The following is a 19,405-nucleotide window of genomic DNA, read 5'->3' on the forward strand; positions in this document are numbered from 1 at the left end:
TCCACAAACGCGCTTTGTGACACCCCTGTCACATGGCTTCATTAGCATGCGCAGCCATGACCTCGCTCCGCTCCTTTCTCCGGGTTTTGCAGCCCAGCCCTTTGGCGCCAGTGCTGGGCCTGAGCCATATTGCGCAGTGGCTGGCGCTGCCGATGGTGGCGCTGCTCTGGGCCTTTGCCACCTTGGGAGAGGCCAAGCCGATGGCGCAGTGGCGCTGGATCGACATCGTGGGCGAGGGCGGCATGGGGGTGATGGCCGGCATCTGGTTGTTCCAGCTGCGACTGAGCCGCCCGGGAGGTCGCGTCACTGATTTGTTCTGCCTCGGTCTGGCCGCGATCCTGCTGGGGCAGTGGGTCGACTTGCTGGACGAGTTCTGGCATCTGCCCAAAGCGGTGGTCTGGGACAACTGGTTGGAGTCCACCTTGGTGCCGCTGGGTGCCTTGCTTTTGACGCTGGGCCTGCACCATTGGCGGCTGGAGCAGCGTGCGCTGACCGAGCAATTGCTCAAGCGCGAGCGTTTGTTCCGCGAGCACCGCAGCATGGACGGCGTCACCCAGCTCGGCGACGCCCGCTATTTGCAACAGCAGATCGCGCTGGAGCAGCGCATGCGCCGGCCCGGCGCCATGCTGATGTTGAGCCTGAAGGACTTTGACCGGGTGGCGCGCGAGCTGGGTCTGGCCGAGGCCGACCGGCTGCTGCAAGCCCTCAGTCATTTGCTGCTGCTGAATCTGCATCCGGAAGACTTGCTGTGCCGCTATGCAGCCGATCGCTTTTGCGTGCTCTTGCCGGGCTCCGATGCCGAAGCGGCGCGATTGCAAGCCGAGCAGCTGAGCTTGGCCGTGCGCAGCTTGGCGCACCACAGTCGCAGCGGCCAGCGCTTGCAATTGCAGGCGCTTACGGCTTGCGCGGTGATCGATCAGGCCCAGCCGCCCGAGACGCAATTGCTGACGCTGGCGCAACAACTTTTGCGTGCGGCATGAGTGGCGTGGCCGCCTTGACTCAGGATTGCGCGCAGCACTCCGCACAGGATGCCGCGCTGGCCGAGGCCTTGTGTGGCCTTGTGCCGCCCGAGGCGGCGGAGCGAGTCAAGCCTTACCAAGCCAGCAGCCCTTGTCTCGCCTGGGAGCATTGGCCGGTCTTGCTTTTGGAGTTTGCGCGCAGTCGCGGTCTCAGCCCCGCTCTCGTTCAGCAGTCCGCCGAGATTGGCGAGGCCGGCAAGCTGCCCGCGCAGCTCAGCCCGCAGCAACTGCTGCGCATGATGGCGGTGGTGCAGCAAGAGTTGGCCTCGGCTGACACGCCTTTTGTGCTGGGCCAGCTGAGCTTGCCCGGCCATTACGGCCTGCCCAGCCATGCCTTGGCCCAGGCCGAGAACCTGGGCCAAGCTCTGCAAGTGTTGGTGCGCCATGCCGGGCGCCTCTCACCACTGCTCACGCCCCGGCTGCTGCGCCACAGGGACGAGATCATCCTGCTCTGGACCGAGGCTTGCGGCCTGCCCGCTGCACAGCGCGGCTTTGTGGTCGATTTGCAGATGAGCGCGGTGACCGCCATGTGCCAATGGCTGGGCGGCGAACGCTTGCCCTGGCGCTACAGCTTCAACCGCACCCAGCCGCGCGATCTGTCGCAGCATGCGGTCTATCTGGGCCCCGAGTTGCAGTTTGATTGCCAGGTTGATGCGATGCGCTTGCCGGCCGCCTGCCTGGGCAAGACCTGGCCCCGTGGTGTGCAAGCCAGCATGGCCGCGCAGGCCTTGGCCCAAGGCGCCGAGCCGGCGGCACGCGCCCGTGGCTTCTTGGCCGCGCTTTACGACTATCTGCTGCCACGCTATCGGGAGGCGCCCACGCTGGAAGCCGCCGCCGCCTTCTTCGGTGTTAGCTGCGCCACCTTCAAGCGCCATCTGGCCCAGCATGGCACCCATTACCAAGCCCAGGTCGACCAGGTGCGCACCCATGTGGCGCTCTACCTGCTGCTCTTGCAAGGGCGCAGCAACGAGGGCGTGGCTCAGCAACTGGGCTTTCACGACCGCAGCAATTTCCGTCGCTCCTTCAAGCGTTGGACGGGCCTGGTGCCGAGCTTGCTGGCTTGAGCCTAGGCGCAAGTCCGCTACCGGCGCCAGCCGGCTTGTGCTGCAATCAAGTTGCTCAGGCGTGCTGAGTTGCGGAGGCTTGCATGGTGTTCCATCGAATGGATAGCGGATCGCGCCAACATGGCATGAGGCCGTGGTTCTTCTTGACCTTGGCTTGGCTGATGGCCAGTGCCTGCTGGGCCCAAACCCTGCCCGATCCGGCGGCGCTGCAGCGCATGTTGGGCGCAGCGCCCCAGCGGGTGGAGGTGGTCGAACCGCATCTGAGCGTCAAAGGCGAAGCGCTGGTGCGGCGCATCTACCGCGGCTATCCGGCCGAGCAGGTGCTGCGGAATGTGCTGGGGCCGGGCTGGCAGAGCAGGCCTCAGCAAGAAGTCGAGTTCAGGGCCTTGGACGGTTATGTCTCGCGCATTCCGGTCGAGCGTTTTGCCCGCTACAAGGCTTCGCTGGTGTTTGCCTTGGCCGATGCCTCGCAACCTTTTACGGTGGACAACAAGGGCCAGCGCGAAAAGAACGTGCCACTCGGCCCTTACTACCTGGTGTGGGACAACATCAGTGCCCCGGACTTGCTGCCGGAGGGCGCTTCCTTCTGGCCCTATCAGGTGACGCAGATCAGCCTGCGCGAATACAGCCCGGCCGCATTGCTGCCGGCTGGCCTGGGTGAGGGCGCCTCCGAGCGCTGGGGCGAACATGCCAAGCTGGCGCAGAAGTACTGCTTGAGCTGCCATCAGATCAATGGCTTTGGCGGCGACAAGATGCCGCTGAATCTGGCCGTTCGTGCCAAGCTGCTGGACGATCGCACCTGGTCCGTCTGGCTGCTGACGCCGCAGGCCTTCAAGCCGGGCACCAGCATGCCGCCGCTGCCCGAGGGCTTGACGCATGCGGAGCGTGAAGCCATTGCTGCCAAGTTGCATGCGTACTTGAAGGCGCTGCCGGTCTTGCCTTGAGGTCAGGCGGCGCTCTAGGGCGCCAAATTCAGCGCGACCCGCACACCGTGTCGGGCATATTGAGTTGGGTGGCCGCTTTCTACTTGGCCCAGCGCCCGACGTGAACAACGAAGCCTTTGATCAGCAAAGTCGACTCATCCAGGAACTGCATGCCCCTGCCATTCGAGTCTGAGATCCTGAAGTCTGGGTTCGGTTGCGACCAACTGCGCAAGTAAGAACCGAGACCCGCCCTGGCCTGAACAGCCAGTGTGTCCGGATCAAGCTTGACAAGTTGGTCCGTCGTTGAATCCACGCAGACCAGGGTGCCGTAGCCCAAGGCGCAGACATTCGATGTGTAAGGCAATTTGGGCCCTGGAGCGCCGTCGCTGATGCGAATGGTGCTGCCGTCCATCAGGTGAAGCAGGCTGTTGCTGATGTACCAGATCTGAGGAACAAAGTTGCCTGAGCGAATGGTGTGGACAGCACCCACATCGACACCACCGGCCGGGGAAAACGCCCTCATACGCAGGGCCAAGGGGTCGATGTTCTGACTCGAAAAGAAACGGCCGTTGGTCCAATCGACCCCGAGCAGCAGTTCATTGTCAACGCGCGCAAGCGGGCTTGCCAGCGTCGGTCCGAGCACCTGTGTGTAGTGCTCAGGCTCGCCGGAGGTTTGGAAATAGTTCTTCTTATAGAAGCCGGCGACGAAGCGCCCGCTACCGTCCGGTGCGGCGAAGAGGGCGTCGAGTACTACGGGCCAATACTTTGTGGGCTGTGCGGCATCGGGGACCGCCGGCAGCGTATAGGTGGCCATTTCAGCGAGATCTTTGCCGCTGACCTGATGGACCACATCACTCAGGGCCAATGCCTCGGCCGCCGTCTTCGGCCAGGGATTGTTTAAGTTGAGTGGCGGAAAGCTCTCGGCCACCAGCAGGCTCGAAGAATCGCCAGTGGGAACCGGGCATTTGGAGAGAATGCCTGAAAAATTCCGCGTGGTGCCGACCTGCGCGCCCGTGTCCATGTCCCAGAGCGCGAGCGCCAGTGTTGGTGTCGATTGGACTGGCGGCCCGTACTCCACAGTTACAACCCGGCGCAAGGCCGGGAACACCACCGGCACGCAGTAGTACATATCGACCGAGGGGCCGCGGTAGTTGAGAGCTATCGTTAGCTGCGCGGGCCACACGGTGCCGTTGGCGTAGGCATTTGTGAGTTCCAGACTCGACGCACTGGCTTTGTCCTCTGTGCCGTCGATGATGACCTGATCTGTCTCCTTCAGGACCCCAACACCAGGCGCCACCCAAACAGTCGAGCGCAAGACGAGCGTCGTTACGGTGCTTGCTGACTTAGGAACGACGATTTGTTGATCCGTCACGACGCGGACCGCTCTGAAACTGCCAGCCCCGACCGAGATGCTTTCCACTGCGCCGATCTGCTCGGTCACCGAAAAGGCCATGGGCTGGATGTCAGATCCACCAGTGAAATTCAGTTTGGTGTCCGTGATCCTGCGTGCGTCGAGCTGCCGGGCGCCAGCCTGCACCGGAAAACTCTGCGCCGGGAATTCGCCGACGACGTAGGACACGAGAGCCACGTTCGTACCCGAACCCGTGAGCGTCTGGTAGCCGCGACTGGCGCTCAGCCGCCCGTTTGCACGCGAACCGGCCACGGGCTGCCATTGCGCATTTTTCTGCGTGGAAAAACTGGCGTTGTATCCCCAAGATCCATCCGCAGTCATCGTGCGGCCGAATTCGTCCTTGAGCGTTGCCAGCACTTGCTGGCCAGTGCCATCGACGAAGAAGGCGGCGTAGGTATTGGACATGGCGTAGAAAGCGCCGATATCGCCAGTACCCTCGCTGGGCAAGGTGCCGGTGTTGCGCAGGGTAGTGACGACGTAGCTCATCGCATGGTCGCTAGCGAGCGCGCGGACGATTTGATCTGCTGCAGCCGAAGGCGCGAGTGCAGCTCGCTGATCTCCGGTGGCATCGGCATACAAGCCCAAGGTGCCCGCGATCTGGCCAACTGTGGTCAGTGGCCTGCCGGGAAAGGCGAGCACGCGGCCGGCCGCACCGATAACTTCGCGGACCCAAGCCTCTGAGCCGACATCCACACGGACTGCACCTGGGTAGAGGTAAGCGCGCAGGCTGACGCTTCCGGCTTTGGCCACCAGCATCCAGCTGCCATCCGAGGTGGAACTTCCGGCGGGCATGGCGATGGAAAAGCTTCCATCGGAGGCTGTACTCGTCACGCCCATGATGGGTCCGAGGCTGCCGTCCGCTTGAATCTGGTGCAGTTCGACCGCGACACCGGCCTTTCGACCCGAGGCATCAAGGGTGTCTGCGGTGACGGAGACTGTGCCGCTGGCGCGACTCGTGTCTAGTGCTGGCGCCACGGGTGCTGAGGCGGGCTGCACGGTGGAATAGGACGCAGGTGCGGGCACATTGCCGGTATCACCTGAGCCCCCGCTTCCCCCGCCCCCCGCGCTTCCCCCTCCGCCCCCGCCGCATGCCGTCAGCATCAGGACCGAAATACACAAGCCAAACCAAGTTCGCCAAGCTGTCATTACCTACTCCCTGCCTTTTTATTGCAAGGACTGTAACCTTGAGTTAAAGCGGTGCCAGCTCAGCAAAAAAGCAGGCTTACCCCGTGGCTCTCTAATGCCTGGGATCAGGCGCCCAGCGTCGCACGATTTCTGGCGACGGGGATCGGCAATCGGCAATCGTTACTTTGCCGCCGCGCACTCTGGGCGTCTGAATAGTTGCTTTGGTGCCCGAAGGGCGCTATCTCAACGCAGGCTGCTGCGCAAGAACTCCAGCAGCTTGGGGTAGGCGTCACCCTGCGCATGGGCGTCTGCAGCGGGCGTGCCGCCCATCTTCATCGGGCCGGCATTGCTTTGCGTGGTGGGGTTGTAGCCATGCCCGGTGATGGCATGCCCAGCGCCCTCATAGACCAGGCTGATGGTGGGCAAACCATGGCGGGCGCGGGTGGCCTCGACATTGCGGGCCATGCCGCCAGAGTCCCAGACTTGGTCATCGCTGCCGCCGACCATCAAGAGTGGGCCCTTGTAGTTTTCGATCGGGATGCGCGCGGCGGGGACACGCTCGGGGTGGGCCGTGCGTCCTGCGTCTTGCGGGCGACGGATGATGATGGGCTTGCCCATCGCCGCATTGGCAAACTCGTCTTGAAAGCCTTTGTAGGGCACCCAAGGCAAGGCCTGACCCTTCCAGCTGAAGGAGGAGGCGCTGTCCAGGCCTTTGACATCGGGCCCCCAGCCTTCCCAGACCACATCGGTGGGCACGACGGCGACCACGGCCTTGATCCAGGGCATGCGTGCGGCGGCGTTCAAGGCGAACTCGGCGCCCTTGGAGATACCGTAAACGCCGATGCGCTGAGCGTCCACTTCGGGCTGTTGCGCCAGCCAGTCGCGGGCTTTCTCCAGCAACTCCAGCTCGATGTTCTTGAAGGACGCGGGCAGGGCCGGCAACTCGGCGGGCGTGGGGCCGCTGCTGCTCCAACCGGCCGGTGAGTAGTAGGGCAGGCCCAGCACGGCATAGCCTTGCGAGGCCAGTTCCGGCGCCATGGCCTTGGCAGCATAGCTGCCTCCTTCGGAGCCGCCCAGCACGATCAGCGCTGCGCGCTTGCCGCCGCCCGAGGGGACGGCGAAGCGTGCACCGGGGAATGCGTCGACCGGCTTGGTTTGCACATTGGCAGCGACTTTGCGCAGGTACAGCGTTTGCTCGCCGAGCAGGACTTCCTGGCCGTCGGCCTGCGCCGCAAAGGCTTGGAGCCGAACGCGCTCGGCGTCGGCGGCCGGGTCGCTGCCTTCGCGGGTGGCCGCTGGCGTCGCGGCCGGCCGCATGGCCCAGAACAGACCGCGCCCGTCGGCCTCTTGATAGCTGCTGCCGGCCAGCGGCGCCTGGGTGTCCAGATCCACACGGCCACTGGCGCCGACGATGAAGCGGGCGTTCGACTCGAAATGCTTTGGCCCCATAAAGGTCGGCAGCACACGGCTGGCCTGCAGGCGCAATGTGCTGCCGGGCTTGAGTTGTTCAACACTCAGGTGCAGTGCCGTACCGGCCAACACCTCGGTCGCCGGCAGCACCCGGATGCTCTGGGCTTGAGCGGGGAGGGCGAGCAGCAGACCGAAGCTCGAAGCGAGGCCGATGGCGCTGAGACGCGCGCCTTGTGCGGTGAACGACATGGAAAGTCCTTTCAAACAGATCCTGCGGGTTGGGGTGTCGGCGGGGTGCCTTGGGTGCATCGGCAACAAGGCCTTGATGCATGGTCTGCAGCATAGGAAGCGGCGAGCCGGCCGCGCCCCGCATTGCGACGAGTCGACAGCCGGCGCGACGATTGGTTTTGTTCAGCCTTGTCTCAGTTGGCTTCAAGTAGCATGGGCGCCCCATCACCCGTGAACGCCCTGGGGCCACCTGTTCGCATGAGCCAGCTCGACATCAGCACCGACAAAAGCCGCCTGGACCTGGGCCTGATCCACCGATTCCTCAGCGAGCAATCGACCTGGGCGCTGGGCATCCCGCTGGCAACCGTGCAGCGTGCCGTGCAGCAGTCACTGTGTTTTGGTGCTTACTTGGACGGTGCGCAAGTTGGCTTCGCCCGCGTCATCACCGACGGAGCCACGTTCGCCTATCTGTGCGATGTGTTCGTGCTGCCCGAACAGCAGGGGCGGGGCTATAGCAAACGTCTGATGGAGGCGGTGATGGCGCATCCGGATCTGCAAGAGCTGCGCCGCTTTGTGCTGGTCACCAGCACCGCGCCGCAGCTGTATGCGCAATACGGCTTCACGCCAGCGGCCAAGCCGCAAACCTATATGGAGCGACTCGACCCCGAGGTCTATTCGCGCGGCTGAGCCTATTCGGATTTGCTGCGCTTGGACTGCATGGGGGCGATGTTGCCGCAGTCTGCGCTCAGCCAGCGGCCTTGTCCGGTCATGGACATGGTTTCGCTCTTGCCGTTGACCAAGGCGGTGGTTCGCGTCGTCGACCTGTAGGACTCGGGGCCGTTCAGCGTGGCCGTGCTGTCGCCGCTGAGCTGCGGGTCGCTGCAGTTGAAATGGGCCTGGATCTGATTGCCCTTGCGCTGCACGTCGTACTTGCACTTGCCTTTTTGGTCCAGCGGCAATTCGTTCAAGGCCGCTTGCTCCGGAGTGATGCAGACCTTCAAGGACACCTGACCGCTGTTGAGGTCGGCGTTGATGCCATTCTTGGCCATCATGTCTTGAATCATCTTGCGTTGCTCGGCCGGCATCGCGTTCATCTGCTTCTGGGCTTCGACCATCATCGCCTGTCTCTCGGGGCTCAGCTGCGGTTGCAGCTGGTTTTCCCACAGCCCGGGCCGGATGTTCTGCGCCTGAGCAGCCGTTGCGCCGGCCAGCAGCGCCAAGGAGAGCAAGACCGAGGAAGGGAGGGGGCTGAGCGACTTCATGCGAGAACTCCGCGTCGAAAGCGCCGAGTGTAGCCAGCCCCCGCGGGGCCGGCCGACGTGTGGTCGGTGCTCAGGCTAGACGCGCCTTCAGCACCGGCGTGGCCTGCTCCACCGGCCCCAGCAACAGCGGCCAGATGCGTTCACCCAGATCACGCCGGAACATGCCGAAGTGGCCGATGCCGCGCAGGCCCAGTTGGCGAGGGTCGAGGGTGTGGCGGGCCACCTCGGCGCCGCGGAACTGCTTGGCCAGATGGTCCACCGCCGGTCCGGGGCCGAACAAGGTGTCGTCCGTCACGTTCCACAGATGCACCGGGCCGGTGAAGCGGTCATAGCCCAGCTCGGCTTTCAAGCTGGGGTCGGTGAACAAATAGCCCTTGCGGCGCCCCCAGCGAGCCCAGTCGAGCGCGGCGGCCTTGGGCAAGCCCTGGGCGCGGGCGCCGAGTAGCCAACCGGGTGCGTGGCCCATCGCGTGGCCAAAAGCCGGCAGCAGTGCGTGGAAGAACAAGGCCGCCTTGATGCGCTGCAGGCCGGCCCAGAAACGCCAGTCGGCGGCCTGTGCGGCCACGCCCAGCAGCGCGTCGGCCTGCTCAAAACCTTCGGTCAGACCAATCGCTTGGCCGCCGAAGGAGTGGCCAATCATCAGCAGGCCGATGGGATGGCCCTGGGTTTGCTGCTCGGCCAGCCGGCGTTTGTGGCCAGCGCGCAGGGCGGCCGCCATGTCGAGCCGCGCCCAGTCGCGCAGGCCGGCCGGCTCGTGGCGCACGTCGCCCTGCAGATTGCTGCCGATGCCGCGGTAGTCATAGCTGAGCACCGCATAGCCGCGACCGGCCAGCCACTCGGCAAAGCCCTTGTAAAACGGGCTGGCCACCGCCATGGCCGGGCTGATCACCGCCACTGCCCGGGCCGGCCCGATCGGGTCTTGCCAACGTGCTTGCAAAAGCCGCCCGTCGGCGCAGCGCAATTGCGTGCTGCTGCTGTGACTGGTGGCGGGGCTGGCGGGGGTGGGGGTAGACATCGGAGTTTCCTGTGCAGGCGAGGGGCTGAACTTGTTGGCGCTCAGTCTAGATTGGCAACTGATGTGCGAATAGACTGCGAATCTGCGACACATTGGTAGCAATAAATTGACAATTAAGCCGGCCAAGACGATTTCACGCAGCCGCCGCACGGCGGCGGACCAGGCCTTGGATGCCAATGCGCTGGAGCTGTTTGCGCGCATTGCGCAGGCCGGCAGCTTTGCCCGCGCCGCCCGCGAGCTGGGGCTGACGCGGGCGGCCGTCAGCCGCAAGGTGGCGGGCATTGAGGCGGCGGTGGGCCTGGCCTTGTTCGCCCGCAGCACGCGCAGCCTGAGCCTGACCGAGGCCGGCCGCCGCTTGCAGGCCAAGGCGCGCGCGGTACTGGAGGCGGCAGAAGGGGCGCGCCTGGCCTTGCGCAGCGAGCGCGACCAGCTCAGCGGCACGCTGCGCATCAGCACCGCGCCGGTGTTCGGCAGCCATGTGTTGGCGCCCTTGTTGGCGCGCTTTCAGGCCATGCATCCGGCGCTGCGTTATGAATTGCTGCTGACCTATCGGCGTGTGGATTTGCTGCGCGAAGGGGTCGATCTGGCGTTTCGCGCCACCGCCAAGCCGCCCGAAGACTGGGTGGCACAGCCGGTCATGCGCTATGCGGTGCGTGCTTACGGTGCGGCCGGCCGCGCCAGTCTGGCGGGGCCGCAGCAGTTGGCGCAGCAGCCTTGCCTCTTGATCGGCACCCATGAGGAAGGCGGGCACAGCGTCTGGGTGAAAGACGCAGGCCCGGCGGACGCTGCGCAGCCCGCCACCGAAGAGCTGGACCTGCGCGCCAGCGCCTGGGGCAATGATCTGGACACCTTGCTGGTGATGGCGCGCCATGGCGATGGCGTGGTGCTGTGCCCGGACTTTTGCGTCGGCCCCAACTCGGGCTTGGTGGACCTGCTGCCCGGTTGGCGCATGGCGGTGCAGGAGGGCGAGTGGATCCAGGCGCTGACCCTACCGATGCCGACCGGCTCGGAAACCGCGCGGGCGCTGGTGCGCTTTGTGCGTGAATCGCTGGCGCCGCCTGGGTGATGCCGGCCGGGCCGGCCAAGGTCGTACGAAGGAATCCGCAGTTGATGACATGGAATCCGCAGCCGGGCGCCCGAGCCCGGTCGGCGCTGCGCTCGCTGGCTAAGCTGCCGAGCATTCCTGTTCAACAACGCTTTGTGGAGAGCCTGCCTTGACAACCTCGACCCATCTGTTCAGCCCCTTGACCGCCGTGGCCTCGGCCGCATTGCTGTGCGCCGCCAGCCTGACCGCTGTGCCTGCGCTGGCGCAAACTGCCGCAGCCGTGGGCGGCCTGGCAACTGCCGGTCAAGCCGAGCGCAAGGTCATCCGCAGCGCCGACCAACTGCCGCGCCGTAGCTACACCCTGGCCCAGCTGCCCAGTGCCTATCTGAGCGCACCCTTGGCTGATTTGAAGTCGCTGGGCGCCCAGCTGGAGGCCGATATCCAGGCCGATCTGGCCGCCTACGACATCCAGGATTCGGCCACCTTGCGCGAGGCCTATGGGGCCCTGGCCAGCCTGGCGCAGCTGCGCGGTGACTGGGCCGCCGTGCCCGCTTGGACCGCCAAGGCCCGCGTCCTGCAGGACAAGCCCGCCGGCAAGCTGACCAGCGGCGTGCTGACCGATCTGCTGTCGCAGCAGCAACTCGAGAAGCGCGATGCCGCCTGGCTCGGCACCGAGGTGGCGCGCCGTTATGGCGCGATGAACTGGGCCGAGGTGCAAGACACCGTCAAAGCCAGTCGCGGCGGGGTGGAAACCTTCAACCCCGAGTTGATGGTGGGCAGCTTCAAGGCTCAGCTCGATGTGATGGCCCAGAACGGCAAGATGGTGGTGCCGGTGCAATTGGCGCAGGCGATTGTCGCTACCCGCATGCAGATGGAGCTGCTGGGCCCGAACAAGGCCGCCATCGTGGCCGGGCTGCAGCAGGTCCTGGACGCGAATAGCAAGACGGTCGCCAAGGCCGACATCTGGACGCCCCGCACCTTCAGCATCCCGGCCGATGCCAAGGCCACGCCGGTGCTGATCGGCGTGTGGGACTCGGGCGTCGACCTGAGCCTGTTCAAGACCGGCGCGGCCAAGGGCCTGGCCTTCACCGACGACGGTCAGCCTTCGAAAGACCTGCTGCGCCCGCTGGGTGAGGCTGAGCCGCGCTGGCCGCAGCTGCGCAGCCTGATCAAGGGCGCGATGGACCAGCGTGCCGCGCTCGACACGCCTGATTCGCGCCAGTTCCGCGCCACCCTGGGCAGCCTGAAGGCCGATCAGGCCAAGGGCTTTTCTGAAGACATGGCCCTGACCGGCATGTATGTGCACGGTACCCATGTGGCCGGCATCGCCGTCGACGGCAACCCGTTCGCACGTGTCTACGCCGGCACCATGCTGTGGAGCCACAAGACCGAGCCGGCCAAGCCTTCGGAGGCTCGCTCGCGCCAGACCGCCGCCAACTACGCCACCCTGGTGCAGGGCTTCAAGAGTGCCGGCGTGCGCGTTGTCAATATGAGCTGGCGCTACGGACCCAGCGCGTACGAGATGATGATGGCCTTCCACAACCTGGGTGGCACGCCCGAGCAACGCAAGGCCGAGGCGCTGCGCCTGTTCAAGATCGAGCGTGACGCTTTGAACGCGGCCATCGCCGGCGCGCCGGAGATCCTCTTCGTGGCCGGCTCTGGCAATGAAGACAACAGCGCCGACTTCCAGGAATACATTCCTGCCGGCCTGGAGTTGCCGAATCTGATCACGGCCGGTGCGGTTGACCGTTCCGGCAGCGAGACCAGCTTCTCGACCTTCGGCAAGACGGTGGTGGTGCATGCCAATGGCTTCGAGGTTGAGGCACCCATCCCCGGCGGGGCGCAGATGAAGCTCAGCGGCACCAGCATGGCCAGCCCGCAGGTGGCCAACTTGGCGGCAAAGCTGATCGCGCTGAAGCCGGAGCTGAAGCCGGTCGAGCTCAAGGCGTTGATCTTGCAAGGCGCCGAGCGCATGACCGGCGCCGACGGCAAGCCGGGCCGGGTCAATCTGGTCAACCCGCGCAAGAGCGCGGAGCTGGCCGGCATCAAGCTCTGATCGCGGCTCTGCCCTGAGGGCTGGCGGGGGCGGCTGGCAGAACCACCCCCGATCTAGGGGCCGGGCTCTAGGGAAAAATGCCCGACTCCCTATAATCGTGGGTTTTCTCGAACAGCCGCACGGCCCTTGGGCTTGTGCGGCTGTCCGGTTTTATGGGCTGGTGGTGTTGATAGTGTTGATGGGGGCGTCACTTCGCGGGCGATCTTCGCTGCGCTGTCGCTCAGGCCCATCAAGCTGCTCTTTCCCAGCGATACAAGAAAGTCGTGCCCCCGCAGAGCCAGGCTGCGGGCGCCTAGCCCATGAGTTCTGCCGCGTCCGATCAGATCCAGCTCCCCAAAACTCAGCGTTTGCTGCATGTCGATGCCATGAAGGCCTTGGCGGCGCAGCTGATCGTGTTGCACCATCTGTCGGCCTATGGGCCGATCTCGGACAGCGTGCGGGCCGTGTTGCCACAGCTGATGGACTGGCTCTATCACTACGGCCGCATGGCGGTGCAGGTGTTCCTGGTGGTGGGCGGCTTTTTGAGCGCGCGCGCCTTGTCGGCCCACGGGCAATTGCTCGACGGCCGCCTGCCCGAACTGATCTGGCGTCGCTATCAGCGCCTGGTCTTGCCCTTCATGGCCGCCGTCTTGATCACCTTGCTGGTCTCGGCCCTGGTGGCGCATTGGCTGCCCGAGCTGGTGCCGGCCTCGCTGAGCCTGCCGCAGCTGCTGGCCCATGCGACCTTGCTGCACGGCGTCTTGGGCTATGAGTCGTTGACGGTCGGGGCTTGGTATGTGGCCATCGACCTGCAACTTTTTGCCTTGCTGCTGGCCTTGTTGTGGATGGCTCGCCACATGGCCTTGCCACGCGCCTGGCGGCGCGTGATCGGGCCGGCCCTGGTGCTGCTGACGACCTTGGCGTCGCTGTGGTTGTTCAACCGCATGCCCTCGCTGGACAACTGGGCCCTGTATTTCTTCGGCGCCTATGGCTTGGGCGCAATGGTTCACTGGCTGGGCCTGGTCCGCCATCGGCGCTTGGGGCTGGCCTTGTTGGGTGTGGCCGTGTTGCTCGCCTTGCTGGTGGACTTCCGCGAGCGCGTCTTGCTGGCGCTGCTGACCGCCTGGGTCTTGGCCTGGTTGCAGCAGCGTCATCAAAGCGGCCGCTGCCTGTTTGCCGGCCGGCCCAGCGCGCCGCTGGTGGCACATCTGGGCACGCATTCCTTCGCGCTCTTTCTGGTGCACTTCCCGATCTGCTTGATGGTGAACGCCTTGTTCGAGCACCGCGACCCGGAACTGGGTGGGCGCGCGCTGCTGGCCATGCTCTTGGCCTGGGGCCTGAGCAATATGGCCGCCGTGCCCTTCTTCCGCTGGATCGAGGCGCCCGCCGGTCGCCTGCGCCTGATGCCTTTGCTGGCGCGCTTGCTGCCCAAGGCCTTGCGCGCCTGAGCTCAATCCAGCGGTTGCGTCTGCGGTGTGCGCTGAAAGGCTTGGCGGTCAAAGCCCAGTTCTGCCGCCCGGTCCAGCAGCTTTTGCAGCTGCGCCTCGTCCATCTGCGGCGTGCGCGACAAGATCCAGGCGTATTTGCGACTCGGCTCACCGATCAGCACATGGCGGTAGTCGCTGTCCAGATCCAGCACCCAGTAGTTGCCGTAGAACGGCCAGAAGAAGGTGACGCGCAGCTTGGCATTGCCGCTGCCGTCCACCGTCTTGGCGTGACCGGCGGTTCTGTCCACCTCGCCATTGGCGGTGCGGCAGCGATTGATCACTTCGACGCGATTGCCGTCGAGCCGGTAACGCGCCTGCGTGTCGGCCACGCATTGTTTTTGGAATCGATTCGGCAGCAGCGCGATCTCATACCAAGCGCCGGCATAGCGCTGCAGATCGACGGCGGCCACCGTCGGCAAGGGCGCGGGCTCAGCCGCTTGCGGGGCGCTGGCAAAGGCGCTCATGCAGAGCAGGACCAGAAGGTGTCGGTTCATGAGTCAGTCCAGGGGTTGCGTTGATCAGCAACCCCTGACCCTAGCAGAGCCGACAAAGGCTTGGCGCTTACCGGTCTTTCAACGAGCAGGTGTTCATGCCCAGCAGCGGGTAAGCCGGGCAGAAACGGAAGATGCCGGTCAACAGGGGCACGATGCCGATATAGCCCCAGGGGCCGACGGTGCCAGTGGCGGCCAACACGATCAGGGCCAAACCGGCACCGATACGCAAGACCCGATCGGTGGTTCCAACATTGATCTTCATGGCAAGTTTCAATCCGAGCCTGGAGTGGCTCTGAAGTCGATTGTGAGCCGCTCCGGCCTCAACCAGGCTTGCGCTGCATCAATTGCCTTGGCTTGGGCGACGGCCAGCCTCAGCGCGAGGCATCCCATTCGGCGGCACGTGCCGCCGAGGCGCGGTTCATATCGGCCAGGGTCTTGCCGGGCTCATCGCGAAAGCGCTGCTCCAAAACCTGCAGGGCCTGGATGCGGTCGACCCGGAAGCTGCGAAAGTCCTGCCGCAACTCGCACCAAACGGCCAGGGTCCAGACCTGACCCCAGAACAAGCAGGCCAGCGGCCGCACCCGGCGTTGGCTGCGCGCCTCACTCAAGTCCAGGTAGTCCAACTGCAAGAGCTGCCGACTCTCCGTCGCCTCGCGCAGCAGCGCCAGGCGCTCGCGCATCTCGGGGCTCAAGCCGGTCAGCGGAGCAAACAGGGCCAGGCTCTCGGCGGCGGCCCGCTCTGCACTGGGCAGCACGCCCAGAATCTTCAGCATCGCCTCTTCGGCCTGGCGGGCCAAGCCGCTGTCTAACTGGCCCTGGGCCAGGCGCACGGCGGCCACCAGCGCTTGGGCCTCGTCCTTGGTGAACATCAGCGGCGGCAGGTCGAAGCCGGCGCGCATGCGGTAGCCCACGCCGGCCTCGCCCTCGATGGGCACGCCTTGCCCTTGCAAGGCCGCCACATCGCGGTAGACGGTGCGCGGCGATACCTCCAGGCGCTGGGCCAGGAAGTCGGCGGTGGACAGGCGGCGTCCCCGGATCAGGTGGACGAGTTGAAACAGTCGGTCGGCGCGGCGCATGGCCGCCATTGTGCAGGCCCCTCAGGCGTGGAAAGCAGACATGGCACGCCAATTGCGTGTCGTGTTCATCTCCAAGCGCCCATGAAGAGAACCTCCTTGGCTATTTTTGCTGTCCCCGCTGCGGGCGAAGCCCGCCCTCATTTACCCTTTGGACTGGGAGCATTGCCCATGCGTACCGCCTACACGGGTTCCCCTCGAGCCTTGCATGTGAATCAGCGCTGCCCGGGCCAGATCTGGGTGGCGCGGGCCGGCGACAGCGCTTGTGCAGTCCATTCGCAAGTCCGGATCGAAGCCTTGGGCCCGAACAGCCGCAGCGATCTGTCCCCTTTGCTGGCCGCACTGAATGACGCTGAAATCGGGCATTACCCCAGTGCTCATCCGCTGGCGCAGCGGCATCGCGATGCACTGGATCGGCCCAATTTGCGCTTGGCCGTGGTGCGTGATGCACGTCAGCGTGCCCTGGGCCTGGCCGGCTTGCAGCTGTTTGATGAGAGCGCCGAGCTGTGCAGCTGGGTGGTCTCGCCCAGCCAAAGAGAGCGGGGCCTGGGTGCTGCGCTGCTTGCGGAGCTGGAGCGCGAGGCCTTGCGCCAGCGCCAACCCTTGCTGCGGGTGCAAGTCGCAGCCTCACAGCGCGGCACGCAAGGCTTGCTGGAGCGGCAAGGCTATGGCCGTTGCGGCCCGTTCTCGGGCCGGCGTGCCGAGCCTTTCACGGTCTTCTTTGAAAAACTACTTGGGACCTAGTGAGGGTCTGCACAAAGCACAGGCGGTTGTGCTCGATGCAAATCGAAGTTGCTTCGTGATATCTGAGGCCTCATCACCGGCAGGTTTCGGCGTATCGCCGCGTCCACCTGTCGGTGAGTTGGCGGACTTCGCGCTTTGCAGGCGCACTCATGCCTGCACTGCGCCCAATGGGCGGCGCGCCATCCACAGATTGGACAGTGCGAATAGGGTGTGCAACTGCGCCGTGTTCTTCGGCAGCCCGCGGTAGCGCACTTGCGACCACTGCTGCATGAAGTGAATCCGCAGCCTCACTTCCACCGCAAACGGCGGCCGGCCACGCCGGCCTTCGGGCATGTACGGACTGATCAACGTCACCAGCGCGGTCCACGGCACCACGCGAACCATCTCTTCGAGGAACACGCGTCGCCGCGTGCGCTTGCTCGATTGCCCCAGTCCAAGACTCGTTTGTTTCATGACCCGAATCGTCTCAGCTGCTCATACCTCCGGGTAGCTGATATGCACGGGGGTTATGCAGACCTTCCCTAGAGCCGCAATCCTCGCTCAGCCCTGAATGAAGGGCTTGATCCGTTCGTGCCCGGCGCGGCTGATCGGCACGCGCAGCCCCTGTGTCAGCAAAGCGTGGAGCTGATCCTTGCCCTGGCGCTCCAGGCCGCGCAGATGGTCGAGATTGATCAGCCAGGAACGGTGCACGCGCACAAAGCGCGCCGGGTCGAGGCTGTCCTGCAAATCGCTCAAGCGCTGGGTCTTCAGATAGCTGCGCTCGGCGGTATGGATGCGGATGTAGTCGTCCTCGGCCTCCACGCACAGCACGCTGTCCAGCGGCAAAACATGCACCTGCTGGCGTTCGCGCAGCAGGATGCGATCGAGGCGCTGCGGCGCTGGTTCGGCCAAGACTTGCTGCAAACCTGGCGAGACCAACTGCATTTGTTTGCGCGCTTGCGCCAGCGCCTCGTCGAAGCGCTCTTGCGAGAAGGGCTTGAGCAAGTAGTCGACCGCATGCAGATCAAAAGCCTTCAGCGCGTACTGGTCGTAGGCGGTGGTGAAGATCACGCCATGCTCGCGGCCACTCAGGGCCAGCACCTCGAGTCCGCTCAGCTGCGGCATTTGGATGTCCAGGAACAGCAGGTCCGGGCGCCGCACCGGGTCGGGGTCTGTCAGGGCCTGCACGGCCGCAAAGCCGTTGTCGCATTCGCCGATCACCTCGATGTCGGCGTGTGGCTTGAGGAACTCGCGCAGCAGGCGCCGCGCCAGGCTTTCGTCATCAACGATCAGGGCCGTCAGCATCGCGTGAGCTTCTCCAAGGCAGGGTGATCTCCACCAAAAAACGGTCGCCGGTCTGTCGTTCCAGCAGCCGGGCCTGTTCGCCATACAAGCTGGCCAGGCGTCGGCGCACATTGTCCAGGCCAAAGCCGGAACTGGGCGCGCTGCTGCCGGCCTCCGGGCAGCGGTTCTCCACACTCAGCCATAGCCAACTGGCGCGGACACCGGCGCGAATCTGCACCCGGCCGCCCTCGAGTAACTGGGCCACGCCGTGCTTGACGGCGTTCTCGACCAAGGGCTGCAGCAGCATCGGGGCCAGCAGGGCTTCCGCGGCCGCGGCCTCGACTTCCAGCTCGACCGTCAGCTTGTCGCCAAAGCGCAGTTGCTCGATCTCCAGCAGGCAGCGGCAGTGGGCCAGCTCCTGGGCCAGTGTGATCTGTGACTGCCCGCTCAGACTCAGCGTTTGGCGAAAGTACTGCGCCAGCGCCAAGGTCATCGCGCGGGCTCCGGCCGGGTCCAGGCTGGTCAGCGCGCTGATCGAATTGAGGCAATTGAACAAGAAGTGCGGATTGACCTGGGCGCGCAGCATCAGCAGCTCGGCCTCGCGGGCACGCTGCTGCGCCTGCTCGGCGCTTTGCTGCGCCTGCCGCGACAGGCGCAAGGCGCTCAGCGCATCGGCCAGCAAGAGGGCGCAAAAGTAGAGGCAACCACCCAGCGCCAAGACGCTCAGCATCAGCGGCATCGTCCACAGGTTCGCGGCCCAGGCCTCGCCCAGCTGCGTCAGCAGGCTGCCCCACAGCAGGCCCGCGGCCAGCCACAGCAGCGCGACCAAGAGCGCCGCGGCCATAAACAGGCTCAGGCCCAGCCCCAGCGAGCGTTGCGCCAAGGGCAGTGCACGGCTGACATGCCCGGCCGAGGGCAGCAGCACCGCGAAGCACAGGCTCAGCGGCAGCGCGAACAGCAGGGCCGGCGCCCAGGGCAGGGTGCCGCCCAGCTGCAGGCCAGCGGCCAGCAGCACGCCCAGCAAGGCGCTGGCCAGCAAATAGCCCAGCAGGGCGCGAGGCCGCGTCAGCAGCAGATACATGGGCGGGCCGCGGCCTCAGTTGCGGACTTCGATGCCGCCCATGACCGCGCGGCCAACAAGCATCAGCCGTTTGCTGGGCACCAGCGGCGGCACGGTCTTGTCCTCGAAGGCGGCCAGCAGCGGCGTGCCATTGATGCTGACGCTCCAATCGCTCGGCACCTTGAGCTCCAAGCCTCCCAGCACCACATCGACCCGCAAGGTGGCCGTGCTGGCTTCGGCCATCGAGGCCTGACGCAGGTCGAGCTCGACGGCGCCCAGCACCACTGAAATATCGCCGCCGCTGAAGTCCTGCGCATCGACGCGTGACTGGTTGCCGCTCATCACCACGGCGATATTGACCTGCTTGTCATGCAGCAGCTCTTGCTGCATGTGATCCGGCCTGGCGCCTCGCTCAGCGTCCGAAAACCGGCCCTTCAATATCACTTTGAGTCCCACGCCGATCAGTAGCAAGGGCCACCAGTCGCGCCAGTGGAAATCAAGCAGGCCCAGATGACGCAGCAGCAGCGCGCTGCCGACGACGATCAGGCCCAGGCCGAAGACGCGCCCCGCTGGCTCTCGGGGCTGTAGCAGCTTGACGAAGCCGACCACGATCAACACCACTGGCCAGAACGGCAAGATGGCGCGGGCGTTGAAGATGTGCAGGTTGTCGAGCAGAAAGATCCCGCCCAGCAGGGCAAGCAGCACGCCAAAAATCACCTGGCCTTGTGGATTGTGGTGATGGCGCAT

General features: G+C 65.2%; 19 protein-coding genes. 8 read left to right on the forward strand and 11 right to left on the reverse strand.

What is annotated here, in order from left to right:
- The first annotated feature begins 56 nt into the window (after positions 1 to 56).
- From WG899_RS05185 to WG899_RS05195, 3 genes are all read left to right on the forward strand, one after another.
- Positions 57 to 980 (forward strand): GGDEF domain-containing protein, encoded by a 924-nt coding sequence (locus WG899_RS05185; protein ID WP_339594558.1) that lies wholly within the window; start codon positions 57 to 59, stop codon positions 978 to 980.
- The gene (locus WG899_RS05190) at positions 977 to 2,083 is read left to right on the forward strand and encodes an AraC family transcriptional regulator ligand-binding domain-containing protein (RefSeq protein ID WP_339594559.1); all 1,107 of its coding nucleotides are present in this window, start codon (positions 977 to 979) and stop codon (positions 2,081 to 2,083) included. Before WG899_RS05185 ends, WG899_RS05190 begins: the two co-directional genes overlap by 4 nt.
- A gap of 98 nt (positions 2,084 to 2,181) precedes the next feature.
- A complete protein-coding gene (locus WG899_RS05195; RefSeq protein WP_339594560.1) occupies positions 2,182 to 3,027 on the forward strand; it encodes a hypothetical protein in 846 nt (281 codons plus the stop codon).
- A 79-nt stretch (positions 3,028 to 3,106) separates the two neighbouring features.
- Here WG899_RS05195 and WG899_RS05200 read toward each other — a convergent pair whose 3' ends face one another.
- Both WG899_RS05200 and WG899_RS05205 read right to left on the reverse strand, forming a co-directional pair.
- On the reverse strand, positions 3,107 to 5,413 hold the full coding sequence (locus WG899_RS05200) for a hypothetical protein (protein WP_339594561.1): 2,307 nt from the start codon (positions 5,411 to 5,413) through the stop codon (positions 3,107 to 3,109).
- 372 nt (positions 5,414 to 5,785) lie between these two features.
- Positions 5,786 to 7,201, reverse strand: coding sequence for an acyl-CoA thioester hydrolase/BAAT C-terminal domain-containing protein (locus WG899_RS05205; protein ID WP_339594562.1), 1,416 nt, complete (start codon positions 7,199 to 7,201; stop codon positions 5,786 to 5,788).
- A gap of 237 nt (positions 7,202 to 7,438) precedes the next feature.
- Between WG899_RS05205 and WG899_RS05210 the strand changes: the two genes are divergently transcribed.
- Positions 7,439 to 7,867, forward strand: coding sequence for a GNAT family N-acetyltransferase (locus tag WG899_RS05210; protein WP_339594563.1), 429 nt, complete (start codon positions 7,439 to 7,441; stop codon positions 7,865 to 7,867).
- 2 nt (positions 7,868 to 7,869) lie between these two features.
- On the opposite strand, the gene WG899_RS05215 is transcribed toward WG899_RS05210, so the two are convergent.
- Positions 7,870 to 8,442: a DUF3617 domain-containing protein gene (locus tag WG899_RS05215; protein ID WP_339594564.1), complete on the reverse strand. Its 573-nt coding sequence runs from the start codon at positions 8,440 to 8,442 to the stop codon at positions 7,870 to 7,872.
- A gap of 70 nt (positions 8,443 to 8,512) precedes the next feature.
- A complete protein-coding gene (locus tag WG899_RS05220) occupies positions 8,513 to 9,457 on the reverse strand; it encodes an alpha/beta hydrolase family protein (protein ID WP_339594565.1) in 945 nt (314 codons plus the stop codon).
- 106 nt (positions 9,458 to 9,563) lie between these two features.
- Between WG899_RS05220 and WG899_RS05225 the strand changes: the two genes are divergently transcribed.
- The 3 genes from WG899_RS05225 to WG899_RS05235 all read left to right on the forward strand — a co-directional run bounded on the left by WG899_RS05225 (position 9,564) and on the right by WG899_RS05235 (position 13,985).
- Positions 9,564 to 10,523 (forward strand): LysR family transcriptional regulator, encoded by a 960-nt coding sequence (locus WG899_RS05225; RefSeq protein WP_339594566.1) that lies wholly within the window; start codon positions 9,564 to 9,566, stop codon positions 10,521 to 10,523.
- Between the two features lie 148 nt (positions 10,524 to 10,671).
- Positions 10,672 to 12,558 (forward strand): S8 family serine peptidase, encoded by a 1,887-nt coding sequence (locus tag WG899_RS05230; protein WP_339594567.1) that lies wholly within the window; start codon positions 10,672 to 10,674, stop codon positions 12,556 to 12,558.
- A 299-nt stretch (positions 12,559 to 12,857) separates the two neighbouring features.
- Positions 12,858 to 13,985 (forward strand): acyltransferase family protein, encoded by a 1,128-nt coding sequence (locus WG899_RS05235; protein WP_339594568.1) that lies wholly within the window; start codon positions 12,858 to 12,860, stop codon positions 13,983 to 13,985.
- A gap of 2 nt (positions 13,986 to 13,987) precedes the next feature.
- Here the strand turns inward: WG899_RS05235 and WG899_RS05240 are convergent, their stop codons facing one another.
- From WG899_RS05240 to WG899_RS05250, 3 genes are all read right to left on the reverse strand, one after another.
- Positions 13,988 to 14,518: a lipocalin family protein gene (locus tag WG899_RS05240; RefSeq protein ID WP_339594569.1), complete on the reverse strand. Its 531-nt coding sequence runs from the start codon at positions 14,516 to 14,518 to the stop codon at positions 13,988 to 13,990.
- Between the two features lie 67 nt (positions 14,519 to 14,585).
- Positions 14,586 to 14,780, reverse strand: a complete 195-nt coding sequence (locus WG899_RS05245; RefSeq protein WP_339594570.1) for a YgaP family membrane protein — start codon at positions 14,778 to 14,780, stop codon at positions 14,586 to 14,588.
- A gap of 109 nt (positions 14,781 to 14,889) precedes the next feature.
- The gene (locus tag WG899_RS05250; protein WP_339594571.1) at positions 14,890 to 15,594 is read right to left on the reverse strand and encodes a helix-turn-helix transcriptional regulator; all 705 of its coding nucleotides are present in this window, start codon (positions 15,592 to 15,594) and stop codon (positions 14,890 to 14,892) included.
- 168 nt (positions 15,595 to 15,762) lie between these two features.
- On the opposite strand from WG899_RS05250, the gene WG899_RS05255 reads away from it, so the two are divergent.
- On the forward strand, positions 15,763 to 16,335 hold the full coding sequence (locus WG899_RS05255; protein WP_339594572.1) for a GNAT family N-acetyltransferase: 573 nt from the start codon (positions 15,763 to 15,765) through the stop codon (positions 16,333 to 16,335).
- Positions 16,336 to 16,482: 147 nt separating this feature from the next.
- On the opposite strand, the gene WG899_RS22405 is transcribed toward WG899_RS05255, so the two are convergent.
- From WG899_RS22405 to WG899_RS05275, 4 genes are all read right to left on the reverse strand, one after another.
- Positions 16,483 to 16,788 carry a transposase gene (locus WG899_RS22405; RefSeq protein WP_506546867.1) on the reverse strand — a complete coding sequence of 102 codons (306 nt, stop codon included), beginning with the start codon at positions 16,786 to 16,788 and terminating at the stop codon, positions 16,483 to 16,485.
- An 87-nt stretch (positions 16,789 to 16,875) separates the two neighbouring features.
- On the reverse strand, positions 16,876 to 17,619 hold the full coding sequence (locus WG899_RS05265; RefSeq protein WP_339594573.1) for a LytR/AlgR family response regulator transcription factor: 744 nt from the start codon (positions 17,617 to 17,619) through the stop codon (positions 16,876 to 16,878).
- Positions 17,597 to 18,679, reverse strand: coding sequence for a sensor histidine kinase (locus WG899_RS05270; RefSeq protein ID WP_339594574.1), 1,083 nt, complete (start codon positions 18,677 to 18,679; stop codon positions 17,597 to 17,599). Before WG899_RS05270 ends, WG899_RS05265 begins: the two co-directional genes overlap by 23 nt.
- 15 nt (positions 18,680 to 18,694) lie before the next feature.
- Positions 18,695 to 19,405: a LiaI-LiaF-like domain-containing protein gene (locus tag WG899_RS05275; RefSeq protein ID WP_339594575.1), complete on the reverse strand. Its 711-nt coding sequence runs from the start codon at positions 19,403 to 19,405 to the stop codon at positions 18,695 to 18,697.

Origin of the sequence: Paucibacter hankyongi (assembly GCF_037482915.1) — a bacterium.
Classification (GTDB): Bacteria; Pseudomonadota; Gammaproteobacteria; order Burkholderiales; family Burkholderiaceae_C; genus Paucibacter_A; species Paucibacter_A hankyongi.